Annotated in this window: 15 protein-coding genes; 1 reads left to right on the forward strand and 14 read right to left on the reverse strand. The window is 41.4% G+C overall.

Annotated features, from left to right (window positions below):
• Positions 1-35 precede the first annotated feature (35 nt).
• From hisG to METVE_RS0102775, 12 genes are all read right to left on the reverse strand, one after another.
• Positions 36-680: an ATP phosphoribosyltransferase gene (hisG, locus tag METVE_RS0102720; protein ID WP_020166913.1), complete on the reverse strand. Its 645-nt coding sequence runs from the start codon at positions 678-680 to the stop codon at positions 36-38.
• A 51-nt stretch (positions 681-731) separates the two neighbouring features.
• The gene (murA, locus tag METVE_RS0102725) at positions 732-1997 is read right to left on the reverse strand and encodes a UDP-N-acetylglucosamine 1-carboxyvinyltransferase (protein ID WP_020166914.1); all 1266 of its coding nucleotides are present in this window, start codon (positions 1995-1997) and stop codon (positions 732-734) included.
• Entirely contained in the window at positions 1998-2309 is a 312-nt protein-coding gene (grxD, locus tag METVE_RS0102730) for a Grx4 family monothiol glutaredoxin (RefSeq protein WP_020166915.1), read from the reverse strand.
• Positions 2310-2379: 70 nt separating this feature from the next.
• Positions 2380-2625 carry a BolA family protein gene (locus tag METVE_RS0102735; RefSeq protein ID WP_020166916.1) on the reverse strand — a complete coding sequence of 82 codons (246 nt, stop codon included), beginning with the start codon at positions 2623-2625 and terminating at the stop codon, positions 2380-2382.
• A gap of 84 nt (positions 2626-2709) precedes the next feature.
• On the reverse strand, positions 2710-3498 hold the full coding sequence (locus METVE_RS0102740; RefSeq protein WP_020166917.1) for an ABC transporter permease: 789 nt from the start codon (positions 3496-3498) through the stop codon (positions 2710-2712).
• Positions 3485-4435 carry an ABC transporter ATP-binding protein gene (locus METVE_RS0102745; RefSeq protein ID WP_020166918.1) on the reverse strand — a complete coding sequence of 317 codons (951 nt, stop codon included), beginning with the start codon at positions 4433-4435 and terminating at the stop codon, positions 3485-3487. The genes METVE_RS0102740 and METVE_RS0102745 overlap by 14 nt, the downstream gene beginning before the upstream one ends.
• 218 nt (positions 4436-4653) lie before the next feature.
• Complete coding sequence (locus tag METVE_RS0102750) at positions 4654-4962, reverse strand: STAS domain-containing protein (protein WP_020166919.1); 309 nt, start codon at positions 4960-4962, stop codon at positions 4654-4656.
• A 29-nt stretch (positions 4963-4991) separates the two neighbouring features.
• Positions 4992-5561 carry an MlaC/ttg2D family ABC transporter substrate-binding protein gene (locus tag METVE_RS0102755; RefSeq protein WP_232496459.1) on the reverse strand — a complete coding sequence of 190 codons (570 nt, stop codon included), beginning with the start codon at positions 5559-5561 and terminating at the stop codon, positions 4992-4994.
• 90 nt (positions 5562-5651) lie between these two features.
• Positions 5652-6218 (reverse strand): outer membrane lipid asymmetry maintenance protein MlaD, encoded by a 567-nt coding sequence (mlaD, locus tag METVE_RS0102760; RefSeq protein WP_020166921.1) that lies wholly within the window; start codon positions 6216-6218, stop codon positions 5652-5654.
• 18 nt (positions 6219-6236) lie between these two features.
• On the reverse strand, positions 6237-7043 hold the full coding sequence (mlaE, locus tag METVE_RS0102765) for a lipid asymmetry maintenance ABC transporter permease subunit MlaE (protein WP_020166922.1): 807 nt from the start codon (positions 7041-7043) through the stop codon (positions 6237-6239).
• Between the two features lie 16 nt (positions 7044-7059).
• Positions 7060-7866 (reverse strand): ABC transporter ATP-binding protein, encoded by an 807-nt coding sequence (locus tag METVE_RS0102770; protein WP_020166923.1) that lies wholly within the window; start codon positions 7864-7866, stop codon positions 7060-7062.
• A gap of 109 nt (positions 7867-7975) precedes the next feature.
• On the reverse strand, positions 7976-8626 hold the full coding sequence (locus tag METVE_RS0102775) for a prepilin-type N-terminal cleavage/methylation domain-containing protein (RefSeq protein WP_020166924.1): 651 nt from the start codon (positions 8624-8626) through the stop codon (positions 7976-7978).
• Positions 8627-8945: 319 nt separating this feature from the next.
• Between METVE_RS0102775 and METVE_RS0102780 the strand changes: the two genes are divergently transcribed.
• Entirely contained in the window at positions 8946-10598 is a 1653-nt protein-coding gene (locus tag METVE_RS0102780; RefSeq protein ID WP_232415543.1) for a sensor histidine kinase, read from the forward strand.
• Between the two features lie 92 nt (positions 10599-10690).
• Here the strand turns inward: METVE_RS0102780 and ccsB are convergent, their stop codons facing one another.
• Entirely contained in the window at positions 10691-11836 is a 1146-nt protein-coding gene (ccsB, locus tag METVE_RS0102785) for a c-type cytochrome biogenesis protein CcsB (RefSeq protein ID WP_020166926.1), read from the reverse strand.
• A gap of 32 nt (positions 11837-11868) precedes the next feature.
• On the reverse strand, positions 11869-13785 hold the full coding sequence (locus METVE_RS0102790) for a cytochrome c biogenesis protein ResB (RefSeq protein WP_020166927.1): 1917 nt from the start codon (positions 13783-13785) through the stop codon (positions 11869-11871).
• Between the last annotated feature and the right edge of the window lie 140 nt (positions 13786-13925).

Genomic DNA, 13925 nt, shown 5'->3' on the forward strand with positions numbered 1-13925 from the left:
TAACACTATAAATAGGCCAATTAAATTGGTGAATTTTAGGCTGGCAAAGTGATTGCGCTAGCAAAACTCTCAATAATCGGCTGCAATTGCGCACGATTCAATTTTAACGATGCCTGATTTACGACTAAACGTGAGCTGATATCGCCGACAAACTCTACGGCTTTAAGGTTATTCGCACGCAGAGTGCCGCCCGTGCTCACCAAATCGACAATCACATCTGCCAAACCAACCAACGGGCCAAGCTCCATTGAGCCATATAATTTAATCAAATCAACATGCATGCCCTTAGCAGCAAAATGCTCACGCGCGGTTTTGACATATTTCGTCACCACTTTCAGCCGCGCACCTTGGCGAATACTGGCTTCGTAATCAAAGCCCTCACGCACCGCCACCATCATTTTGCATTTGGCAATTTGCAAATCTAACGGCTGATACAAACCTTCGCTGCCATGCTCATCCAGCACATCTTTGCCAGCTATACCTAAATCTGCCGCGCCATATTGCACGTAAGTTGGCACATCCGTTGCGCGCACAATAATCAGCCGCACATCATCGCGATTGGTTGGCAGGATCAGTTTGCGTGAAGACTCAGGATCTTCCAACGCATGAATACCCGCAGCAGCCAATAATGGTGTGGTTTCTTCGAAGATTCTGCCTTTACTTAATGCAATGGTAATCATGATTTTTTGCTTATATTTTGGGGTTAAGTCTGTTTTAATTTATTGCGTTATTTAGTGTGCGCGACGCACTTTTGCGCCTAACTTAGTTAACTTCTCTTCTAAATATTCGTAGCCACGATCTAGATGATAAATACGCTCAATCACCGTTTCGCCTCTTGCCACCAAGCCAGCTAAGACTAAGCTTGCTGAAGCGCGTAAATCGGTTGCCATTACAATCGCGCCGTCTAAAAACTCTACGCCTTTGACTAGCGCAGTATTGCCGTCAATGCTGATATCTGCGCCTAAACGTTGCATTTCTTGCACGTGCATAAAACGGTTTTCAAAAATCGTTTCGGTGACTTTTGCAACGCCGGTTGCAACTGTGTTTAACGCCATAAATTGTGCCTGCATGTCTGTTGGAAAAGCAGGATGTGGCGCAGTACGAATATTGACTGCTTTTAATTTGCCGTCACTTTTTACCGTGATACTGTTTGCATCGCTAGTCACTGTTGCGCCAGCATCGCGTAATTTTTCAATCACCGCATCCAGCAAATCAGCACGCGCATTCAGTAATTTCACTTCGCCACCTGTCATTGCCGCTGCCACCATATAAGTGCCTGCCTCAATGCGATCGCATACGATTGAATGATCAGCACCATGCAATTTTTCCACGCCAATGATGGTAATCACATCGGTACCCGCGCCAGTAATATTCGCGCCCATTTTAATCAAGCATTCTGCCAAATCGACCACTTCAGGTTCTTTGGCAGCATTTTCTAATACTGTTGTACCTTCAGCCAAAGCAGCCGCCATCATCAAGTTTTCAGTGCCTGTAACCGTGACCAAATCCATGTAATAACGTGCGCCTTGTAGACGACGATTGGGTAAATGCAAAGTGCTAGCTTGAATATAGCCGTGCGTAATATGAATCGCCGCACCCATTGCTTGCAAGCCTTTAATATGCAAATCCACAGGGCGTGAGCCGATCGCACAGCCGCCTGGCAATGAAACACGTGCTGTACCAAAACGCGCCAATAAAGGGCCAAGCACCAGAATGGAAGCGCGCATGGTTTTCACCATTTCGTAAGTCGCTTCAAACGATTGCACGTCCGAAGCATCTAAACTCACTTTGTCAGCATCGCGCGCTACTTTAACGCCCATGGTATCTAACAATGTGATGGTAGTATCGATATCTTTTAACGCCGCGATACTGCTCAAATTCAGTGGCGTTTCAGCCAAGAGTGATGCACATAAAATCGGTAGTGCTGCATTTTTTGCACCAGAAATGGTGACTTCACCATTTAACGCAAAACCGCCTTCAATAATCAGCTTATCCAACTAAGCAGCCTCGCCCAACAATGCTTGCAACTCACCACTTTCGTACATGGCGCGCATAATATCTGAACCGCCTAAAAACTCACCGTTTACATACAATTGCGGAATAGTTGGCCAATTGGCATATTGCTTGATGCCTTCGCGAATCGCTTGATCCTGCAACACATCAACCGCTACATACTGTGCATTACAGGCATCTAAAATTTGAGTAGCCAAGTTAGAAAAACCACATTGCGGAAATTTTGGGCTACCTTTCATATATAAAACCACTTTATTACTGGTCACTGTTTCTTTAATTTGTGCTTGTGCGTCCATCTCTTACTCCTAAACTGATGTCTTAATTTAATGTTTTAATCTGAATTTTTACCTGAAAAATGATCGATTTTTATTGGTTAAGTATTTGCCATTTTTCAGGTGTATACGTTTTCATACCTAATGCATGAATTTCTGCGCGCATACGATCGCCCAATGCGGCGTAGACTAACTGATGCTGTTGCACCATATTTTTACCCACGAAAGCAGGGCTGACAATCACCGCTTCGAAATGCGTGCCATCATCGCCTAATACTTGAATGTAATCGCAAGGTAACCCTTGCGTGATGTAATTTTGTAACTGCGCTGCGCTTAACATGCTTTATTAATCCGTAATTTTAACCATCTAATAAGTAATCTTTAATTAACAGCTTGAACTCAATACTGAATCTTGGCCGTTAATTTAACCTCTTAATTTATAGCCGGATTTTAACATTTTTAGCGCTGCCCATGCTAACGCTAATAAGAAGCCTAATACGACTACCAAACTCAACCAAGGTGAAATATCACTTTGCCCAAAAAAACCGTAACGAAAGCCATCTATCATGTAGAAAAATGGATTAAATTTTGACACGGTTTGCCAAAATGGCGGCAAGGAATGAATCGAGTAAAATACACCAGATAAAAATGTCAGCGGCATAATAACGAAGTTCTGAAACGCTGCCATTTGATCAAATTTATCCGACCAAATGCCTGCAATAATGCCAAAAGTGCCTAATAACGCGCTGCCCAGTAAAGCAAATACAAATATCCACAATGGATGCACCAGCGTTAAATCGACAAACCAAAGGGCGACTAGATAAATACTGATGCCGACTAAAAAACCGCGAATGATTGCCGCAGCTAAAAATGCGATAAAAAATTGTAAATACGATAATGGTGTTAACAGTACAAATACAATACTGCCCATGATTTTAGATTGCACTAAGCTAGACGAACTGTTCGCAAATGCATTTTGTAGCAGCGACATCATAATCAAGCCAGGGATTAAAAATGCGGTATATGGCACGCCTTTGTATACCTGCACATGACTTTCCAGCACATGCGAAAATATCAATAAATACAGCAGCGAAGTTAATACTGGCGACGCGACCGTTTGGAACGCTACGCGACAAAAACGCAGCAACTCTTTTTTAAATAAAGTATACGTACCGCGCCATTGCGGCGAAATCAAATCATCAATTAGATTCATATTGACCACTCTTGCCACCGACTAGTGACATAAATACATCTTCCAAATCCGCTTCAATTAATTGCATATCTTCTACCTGAATCTTGGCTTTTCGCAATGCACTCAAGGCGAATTCCACTTGATTCAGTTCAGTCAACGCCAGTGTGTAAATACCATTTTCACCATTTTTCAACATCGGCAATAAAGCTGGCGGCAAACTCGCTGTGCCAAGATTCAGGCGCAAATTTTTGCCTGGCAATTTGCTTAATAAATTAGCGGTAGTATCTAACGCTACTATCTCGCCTTGCTTCATCATCGCCACACGCTCACATAAAGTCTCGGCTTCTTCAAGATAATGCGTAGTGAGAATAATCGTATGACCATCTGCATTTAATTTTTTGATAAACGTCCACAACATTTGGCGCAACTCAACATCCACGCCAGCGGTCGGCTCATCTAAAACGATTACTGGCGGCTTGTGCACTAAGGCTTGGGCAATCAATGCGCGGCGTTTCATACCACCAGAAAGTTTGCGCATATTGGTATGTGCTTTGTCGGTAAGGTCTAGACTTTCAATCACCTCATCCACCCAAGCATCATTTTCACGACCACGGCCAAAATATCCCGCCTGAAAACGCAGCATCTCGCGCACATTAAAAAATGGATCGAACACCAACTCTTGCGGCACAACACCCAAACTTAAACGCGCGGCTTGATAATCATCAATCACATCATGTCCCATGATGGATATTTTGCCCCGCGAAGGCTTTAACAACCCGGCCAGAATATTGATTAAGGTTGATTTCCCCGCACCATTTGGACCTAATAAACCAAAAAATTCACCCTGTTCAATGGTTAAGTCAATGCCTCTTAGCGCATGCAAATCACCAAAGTGCTTATGGATTTGTTCAATCTTTATCGCTGGGGCTGATATTTTATCTGCCATCTTCACTTTCATCTTTAGAAATCTTTAAATTTAAAGTAGCTTTTGTTAAACATGCACAGGATTTACATTGCAGCCGCATAAACTTTTCTATTTCAACGTCATTTAATTGGCATGTACAAAAACAAAACCCCATCATTCAGATGGGGCTAAAAAAACGAATTAGTAGTTTTTATTGCAACAAAATAAGTGTTAACTAATTAATTACTTCAGTTTTATTAATCAATTTTTGACTAATTTATTAAATCAGCGACATCATACAATTGCACTAAGCTGATTAAATTAGCAGGCAAATTAACAAATGTCAGCGATTGATTTTCTTTCTCTGCACGGCGCTTCCACTCTAAAATCAAACTCACTGCGCTTGTATCTACATCGGTTACATTCGCAAAATCGATTTTCGTGTTTTCAATTGCGAACGCTTGGCTTTGTTTTAGCAGATCATTGGCCGTAGTAATAAGCACATCGCCACTAACATCCCAGCCACCATTTACCTGCGTTACTTTCACAACGCTATTTTGTGCAATATTATTTTGTGCCATGCTGCTCAACTTAACTATTTTAAAAATTACTAACTAGCCGCTTTGTTTTTATCAGCAAGCTTTTTAATCAAACTATCTAAACCATTTTGACGTATTTCTTGCGCGAATTGACCACGATAATTCGTCACCAAACTTACACTTTCAATCACGATATCGTACACTTTCCATGCATCAGTTTGTTTTTCCAACGCATAATCTACCGCCACTGGCTGGCCACCGGGTTGTAATATCAATGTTTTAACAGTCGCAGTATTTGCACCGTCATCTAAACGCAATGGTTTGTACTCAATTACTTGATTTTTATATTTTGATAGTGCCGTTGCATAAGTACGCAATAACAATGTACGGAATTCCGCTTGGAAGGCGGCCTTTTGCTCTGGCGTTGCATTTGTCCAATTTTTTCCCAGTACCAAGCGTGAAACGCGGTCAAAGTTAAAGTTAGGTAAGATTTTTTCCTCTGCCAAGGCAAATATTTTTTGCTGATTACCCGCTTGAATATCTTTATCGTTTTTTACTACAGCCAACACATCTTCAGCTGTACGTTTAACCAAGGCATCTGGACCTTCTGCCGCAAATGCACCAACGCTAAAGCACAACATCGTGGTTGCAATTAATAACTGTTTTGTCGCATTTTTAATCATGAGCAATCCTATTTATCGTTTCTTAATGTATCTATTAATTTAGCTTCTTTAAGGTTTTACCGGTTTTGTGATTTCATCTAACGGGTTTGCACCTAACGCATCATCTGTACTTTTGGTTGATGGTGATTCTGAAGCATTTGATTTAGTTGAGTCAGCTGCTGGCTCTGACGCTTTGTTATATAAAAATTGACTAATCATTTTTTCCAACACGACTGCATCTTGCGTTTGCGTGATTTTGTCGCCATCAGCCAACTTAACCTCATCGCCACCTGCTTCTAAACCAATATACTGCTCACCCAATAAACCCGCTGTGTAAATATTCGCAAACGTATCTTTTGGAAATGGATAGCGCTTATCGATATTCAGACTAACCACCGCTTCAAAAGTTGCTGAATCGAATTTAATATCTGCAACACGTCCAACGACAACACCAGCACTTTTAACTGGTGCACGTGGTTTTAAACCACCAATATTTTCAAAATTAGCGGTAACCGTGTAGGTTTCACCAATATTGCTACTGGTTAAATTGCCCACTTTCATGGCCAGACCAAGCAGCGCAGCCAGCCCTAATGCCACAAAAATACCTACCCATAAATCAATCGTTGTTCTTTCCATCGCCCTGCTCCTATTGCCTTACATGCTAATCATTAATGAGGTTAATACAAAATCTAGCCCTAAAATTGCTAATGACGATGTCACCACTGTTCTGGTCGTCGCGCGGCTCACACCCTCGGCTGTTGGCGGCGCATCGTAACCTTCAAACAAGGCAATCATGGTACAAGCAACACCAAACACAAGGCTTTTTATCACGCCATTTAAAATATCAAATTGCCAATCAACATTGGCCTGCATTTGCGACCAGAATGCGCCTGCATCTACACCAATTAACGGTACCGCAACTAAATAACCGCCCAAAATACCGACCATTGAAAACAACGCAGCCAAAATTGGCATCGCAATCACGCCTGCCCAAAACCGTGGTGCGATAACGCGTGAGATAGGGCTAACCGCCATCATTTCCATTGCAGATAATTGCTCGGTCGCTTTCATTAAACCAATTTCTGCCGTAATAGCTGTGCCAGCACGTCCTGCAAATAACAGCGCCGTCACCACAGGGCCTAATTCGCGCAACAACGATAAAGCCACCAATACGCCGATAGACTCGGATGAACCATACTTTTGCAAGGTGTGATAGCCCTGCAAAGCCAGCACCATACCGACAAAAAAAGCAGATACCAATATAATAACCAGCGACATAACGCCCGTAAAATAGACTTCTCGAACAGTTAAATGAAATCGGCGAAAACTTTCACCAGAAGAAGCCAGCGTTAGACCAAACAGTCGCGCACCAGCGCCTAAGCGCCAAACGTTGTCACTGAATTTATGCCCTATGCTGCGCAATGTACGAACTAAACAGACAAATAAGTTAGATTTAATCATCTTATATATACTTCAATTATGTCGCTTTAAAATCTAACAAATCTTGCTTGTAATCACCCGCTGCATAATGAAACGGTACTGGCCCATCTTTCTCGCCATGCACAAATTGATGCACAAATGGCAAGTCTGATTTACGCAAATCTTCTGGTGTACCTTCTGCTGCAACCACGCCATTGGCAACAAAATAGACATAATCTGCGATGGTAAATGTTTCTTTTACATCATGCGACACGATGATAGAGGTTGCGCCAAGCGCATCATTTAAAGTGCGAATCAAATCGCAAATAACTGCCATAGAAATAGGGTCTAAACCTGCAAAAGGCTCATCGTACATAATAATATCGGGATCAAGCGCAATTGCTCTTGCTAGCGCCACACGCCTCGCCATACCACCAGACAACTCAGTTGGCATCAATTTATGGGCGCCACGTAAACCAACAGCATTTAATTTCAGCAGTACCAAATCGTGAATCATACTTTCAGGTAAATCGGTATGTTCACGCATCGGAAAGGCCACATTTTCATATACAGACAAATCGGTGAATAATGCGCCCTGTTGAAACAACATACCCATTTTGCGGCGCAATTGATAAATGCCAGCGCGGCTTTGTTTATGTACCACCTGGCCGTCAACGCGCGCCTCACCTTTGCTTGGCTTAAGTTGCCCGCCGATTAAACGTAATAACGTGGTTTTACCGCTGCCGCTGCCGCCCATAATGGCAATTACTTTGCCACGCGGAAACACCATGTTGATGCCTTGATGCAACATGCGGTTTTTATAGCCAAAAGAAAGGTTGTCGAGTTCGACGATATTTGGAGTCATTTGATGTGGGATTTAATTTTGTAGACATTCTAAATCAAAACGTCTAACAATCAAAAGTTTAAATAGATAGTATTACAAACAAAAAAGCCCGCATATGCGGGCTAATCTATTAAAACGCAAGACAAACGATATAGGGTGTTCCATCTACAATTTGTCCTGTTGCCACAGAAGGTTGTCCAGCTACTGCTACTGCTCTCAAAGAACCTGTTGCCGTATTACCATCATCTAGATTAGCATCAATTTGCTTAACCAGTCTACCAGCAATGTTTTCAGTACAAGTTACATATGAACCCGTCATTGGAGCAGCGTCCACAATAGTTGCAAAGCCAGGAAGACTTTGTACTCCAAAACGACCACTTTCAGCATTACGTGGTAAATATGCAGGATCATTAACTGCTGTAGGACCTGTTGCAAAACCAGCTAAACGTACATGTTGCCAAAATAAAAATGATTCATCTGTAGGAGTTGTAGAATTCCATGCTCCATTAATTTGCGCATTATTAAGCGTTGCTGCTGGCGAGCCTGCTGCTGTGCCGCCATTTATGTGAACTGCCACATTAGCATCATCACCAGGAATTGCACGAAACTTATCCTGGTAGCCGTAAATAAAAATTTGTACGTTTTTAAGATCTGCAGTGATATTTTTTGCCTTAGCACTATTAATCAGTTCCTGCCCTCTTAAAACACCGCCCAGCAACAGGCCGATAATCACCAGCACGATGGCTAGCTCAATAAGGGTAAAACCTGTTTGTTTATTCATTGTGGTATCCTTTTAACCGATATTATCATGTGATTTTTTATTGCAACAATCACAATTTTGTCATAATTCATGCAAACAACATGCCAATGCATTTTCACCGCATCAGGTCTTGTTTAATGGCTATTTAAGTTATTTTGAAGTAAATTTAACCCAAGCAATAAAAATGCTTGTTGAGATTTCGTCATAACTGACAGATTATTGACACATTAACGACAACGTACCTTCTAAATACGGACTATACCCGATGTTTAAAACCCTATTCAATTACCACAAAATAAATCTTATTTTGATTAGAAACTCACACCGTGTTTTAGCATTAATGTTGCTCTCACTGCATGCTTTTTTAATTTGGGGCAACGAGCAAAATTACTTAAAACAAACACTTTTCTTAGGAACATACGCTTTGTTTTTGTTATGGCAGCCTATTTGGCGCAGCACTGAAAAACTTTCGCGGCCAGCGCTCGCCATCTTTATTGGCGTCGGCATTATTGGCTTTTTTTATTCCAGTTGGTGGTTAACTGCGCTTTGGCTATCTATTTTATTTGGCTTGCTGGGCGGGCGGATTTTTTCAGAAGAAACCAAAACCAACCGCATTATCCATATTTTGGCAGCCAGTTATTTACTTTCAATGCTGCTATTGTGGGTTGTACCAAAACTACTCGGCGCATCTGATGATTTAGAGGCGGCTACTTTTGTCATTCGCTACTTGATTCCGCTGTTACCGATCACTATCTTTTTTATTGGCAATCAAACTAGCAAATCGGGCCAATTACCGGTTTTAGACTTTTTCTATACCTTATTACTCATGCTTGTTGCCTTGATTTTAGTACTTGGCAGTTACGCAATTGGTACACTAAACACAGTTAACTACATACAAGTGATGTTTATCACCATATTCAGCATGGCTTTTGTATTGCTGGCGTTTAGCTTCTTATGGCAGCCCAGCACACGTTTCTCCGGCGTAGAACTTTTGATGTCACGCTATCTGTTAAGTATCGGCATGCCATTTGAAAAATGGGTAAAAAGTATCGCGGTTTTGGCTGAAATCGAATCGACTCCAAACGGTTTTGTGCAAGCTGCGATGATAGAAATGACATCACTAGCTTGGGTTTCTGGCGTTTCTTGGTTGGCAGATGAGACACAAGGCAAATTGGGCGAGTCATCCAAACATCAAACCAATTTTAGCTTTAAAGATTTTCACATGACATTGCACACCAATTGGCAAATTTCACCCGCTTTGTATGTACATGTAAAATTGTTAACCCAAATTATGGGCGAGTTTTATGAAGCCAAACGACGCGAAGAAACCTTGCGCCAGAATGCTTATATGCAGGCATTTTATGAAACAGGCTCACGTTTAACACATGATATTAAAAATATTTTGCAATCGGTTGGCACACTGGTTTCCGCGGCTGAACAAACTGAAGATAAAGATAACGCTGCGTTACTTAACTTAATCCGCAAGCAATTACCTGTATTAAATCAACGTATTGCTGCGACTTTAGATAAACTTAAAGCACCGAATGAAGATAAAAAGCGCGTAGAAAAAATGTCTGCATGGTGGAAAAACCTGCAATTACGTCACACGCAAGATCGCATTGAATTTAAAGCCAGCGAATTACCTAAACAAGATATTAATGCAGAAGTGCTAGATAGCGTGTTGGATAATCTGCTGAATAACGCATTAGAAAAAGCCAAATATCAGCCGAATACACTGATTACCATTGAGATGCATCACATTGCAACGAGCGGTGATGATGGCAAACATTTTTGTATTGATGTGACGGATACGGGTAAAGCGATGGATGCAGCGATTGCGCATGATTTGTTTAAAAAACACATCGCCTCGCACAATGGATTAGGCGTTGGTTTATATCATGCCGCACAAGATGCCAAACAAGCAGGATACAATTTGATTTTAGATAGCAATGTGAATGGCACAGTAAGATTTAGAGTGCAGTTGAGCGCTTAATCGCGAATCTGAATTGTTGCAATTAGCGCCCTAAAAACATATGCCAGCTTTCGCTGGCATATGATAATTGCACAAAATTTGAAACTTACAATTTATAGCTCGCCGTAAGAATGCAAGCCGCTTAAGAACATATTCACACCCAAAAATGCAAAGGTTGTGACTAGCAAGCCAATTAATGCCCACCAAGCCAGTACTGGCCCGCGCAAGCCTTTAACCATACGCAAATGCAACCATGCAGCGTAATTCAACCACACAATTAATGCCCAAGTTTCTTTTGGATCCCAACTCCAATAACCGCCCCACGCTTCTGCTGCCCACATCGCACCCAAAATAGTCGCAATAGTAAAAAATGCAAAGCCCACAGCAATCGCTTTGTACATCACGTCATCGAGCACTTCTAAACTAGGCAAGCGGCTGGTTAAAATGCCTTTTCTGGATAACAAGTAAGCGCTCGCTACCATTGCCGCCAATGAGAAAGAACCATAGCCAACAAAGTTTGCTGGCACGTGGATTTTCATCCAATAACTTTGCAATGCGGGTACTAACGGTTGAATCGCATCTGCGCCGCGATCGAATCGATACCATAGAATAAATGCGACGGCAGCGTTAATAATTAACAATACAAAACCGCCCAATTGTTTAGTATTAAATTTGTCTTCGTAATGCAGATATAAAAGTGAGGTAATTAAACAGAATAAAATAAACACTTCATATAAATTACTGATGGGAATATGTCCAACATCTGGCGCGATTAAATAAGATTCGTACCAACGCACCATTAAGCCGACAAAGCCAAACAACACCGCGCTCCACGTTAAGGCAGATGCCACACGGCCAGCAAAATCGCTGCGTTTATATAAGGCAAACCAATAAGTGACCATGGCTAAAATAAATAGCACATTCATCCACATGACGGCAGATTGGCTGGAAATCAGAAATTTTAAGAAGAAAGCCTGTGTGGCGCGCGCTTGGTCGCCATGATACATGCTAATGGAAATCAAACTAATGACGCCCACACCAATCACTAATTTGGCTAGATTTTTCCAACGCCAGCCTAAGTAACTAAATGCAATCGCCGCACCAAATAAAAAACTCACTTCATAAATATCCATATGCTGCGAATATTTGCTGTAAGCGAAAATAGCGCCCGCCACCAATAAAATGGCATAAAGCCAATCCTGCACTTTTAACGTTTGCCACAATGTTTTAGGCGCGAAACTTAATGCATTTGTGTTCATGATTGCTTCCTTGATTTGGTCTAAACAATCTATTAAGAAAGTATCTGACCTAATTGTTTTTTTATACGTTCAAAATCTTGCTCAAAATCTAAATTTTTGCGATTCGCCGACATCGCAAACAGCACTTCATCCGCTTTGACTAACAACCAAATACGTCGTTCACGAATATAAAACATCGAAAAAATACCTAAAACCAGCAACACAGAGCCCAAATACACCCATTTTTGCCCTGGCGATTTGGTTAACTGAAAACCACTAGCTTCCACTTGTTTGAAATCTGCCAGTTGCAAATAATATGGCGTACCATAAAAAAACGTATCGCTAAAAGCATTTAAGCTATCTTGCAACATCGATTGCACCTTAGTATCAAATACCAATGGCTTTTTATTCGCTTGCGAAAGGCTTAAATTATATGCTTCAAACGCGGCTGAATTCAGCATTTTAATATAGGTTTGCGCAGCTTTTTCACGCTGCGGTTCTGGCACTGCTGCCTCGATGACTTTAGCAAGATTGGTATAACCGCCATCCGCAAACGTATGTAACAATTGAATCACACTACCTTCAAACTGCGCTTGCAGTTTCGGATCTTTAGTTTCCATATTGCCAATTAATTTTTTGGCGATCGTTGGATACAATTTGCTATCCAACATGGCAGCGCGGAAACGCATAAATCCGTTTATTTCAAAATCATCATCTACCGGAATGCGCAAAAACTTAAAGTCTTCTTGCACCGTTTCGCGCATGCCAGAGATAAAAAATGATTTGCCATCTAGCTGCATCGGCTGCATGTAAGTGACATATTCGCGCGCTTGGCCTGATGTGTCACGCAGTTTGTAAGTGACATTGGGGCCAACGTTACGCGGCTTGCCTTTGCCATCTGGCGTTAAATTTAAGATATTGAATTTACGAAATTCGTTAAATTCAACCGTTAACTGATCTTCGCCTTCGCCAATCAAGGTTTTTTTGAAAATCTCACCATCCAGCGTTGTCGTATTCGCATTTGGTTGACTTAAATCCCACACTTTAAAGTTAACGCTTGAGCCACCATCTTGAAAATCCGACTGATAAATGGCGATGCCTTTATAGACCAGTGGATGATTGACGCTGATGGTACTTTTCAGCGGCTGTTTTAAATCTTTGTCGGTGATCTCAATATCACTTTCGAACGATTTTGGCTGCCCAGTCGCGTAATGTTCGATGCGAAAATCTTTTAGCGCCACTCTAAAAGGCAACTCTTGCACCAAATATCCATCACGTACGCGCACAAATGCCACATCATCACTGGTACCTTCCGGCAATGTCATATTGGCGCGAAATGATCCATTATTAGCGCTTAAGCGACTAATTGCCGGCACTTGGCTTTCTGGAATATCCAATACCTCAATTTTTTTATTGCCCAGCATTTCTTGTATTTTTAAAGGCAAGTTTCCATCTAGTAATCCGCCAAAAAAGATAATCACCATCGCCACATGCGTAAAGATATAACCCAAACGCTGATGCGTGCCTGCTTTGGCTGCAATTAATTCATCACCATTTTGTTGCGTTTTAAATTTGAATTTAAAACCTTGTTCACTTAAATAGCTTGCAAGTTTGTTTTGTGTTTCAACTAGGCTTGCTGATTGTTGATTACCAGAGTATTTAAAATTAGCTTGGTGGCTGAACGCGCGTAGCGATTTTTCTGCCGCATGTTCTTTAAAGGTTTTCCATTCGCGTACCATCAACGGGCTATTGCGATAAATACATAAACTGGTCGAAATCACTAAAAACAGCAGAATCACCAAAAACCAGATGGCGTGATAAACATCGAACAAACCGAGCTTTTCAAATGCTTCAAACCAAAACTGGCCAAACTTAACGATATAGTTTTCGTAGGGTTCATTTTGTTTTAACACTGTGCCGATGATAGATGCAATGCCCAAAACAGTGAGCATGCTCACGGCAAAGCGCATAGAACTAAATAGCTCGTAAAAACGATGATGAATAGGAGTAGGTTTCAAAATGTGAGTGTTTTCAAGGTTTGACTTTAACGCTGACTACAGCAAGTTGGAGGACATGAAAATTTAAAATGGGAATATAAACATAAAATGTT

Source organism: Methylotenera versatilis 79 (assembly GCF_000384375.1).
GTDB classification, from domain to species: Bacteria; Pseudomonadota; Gammaproteobacteria; order Burkholderiales; family Methylophilaceae; genus Methylotenera_A; species Methylotenera_A versatilis_B.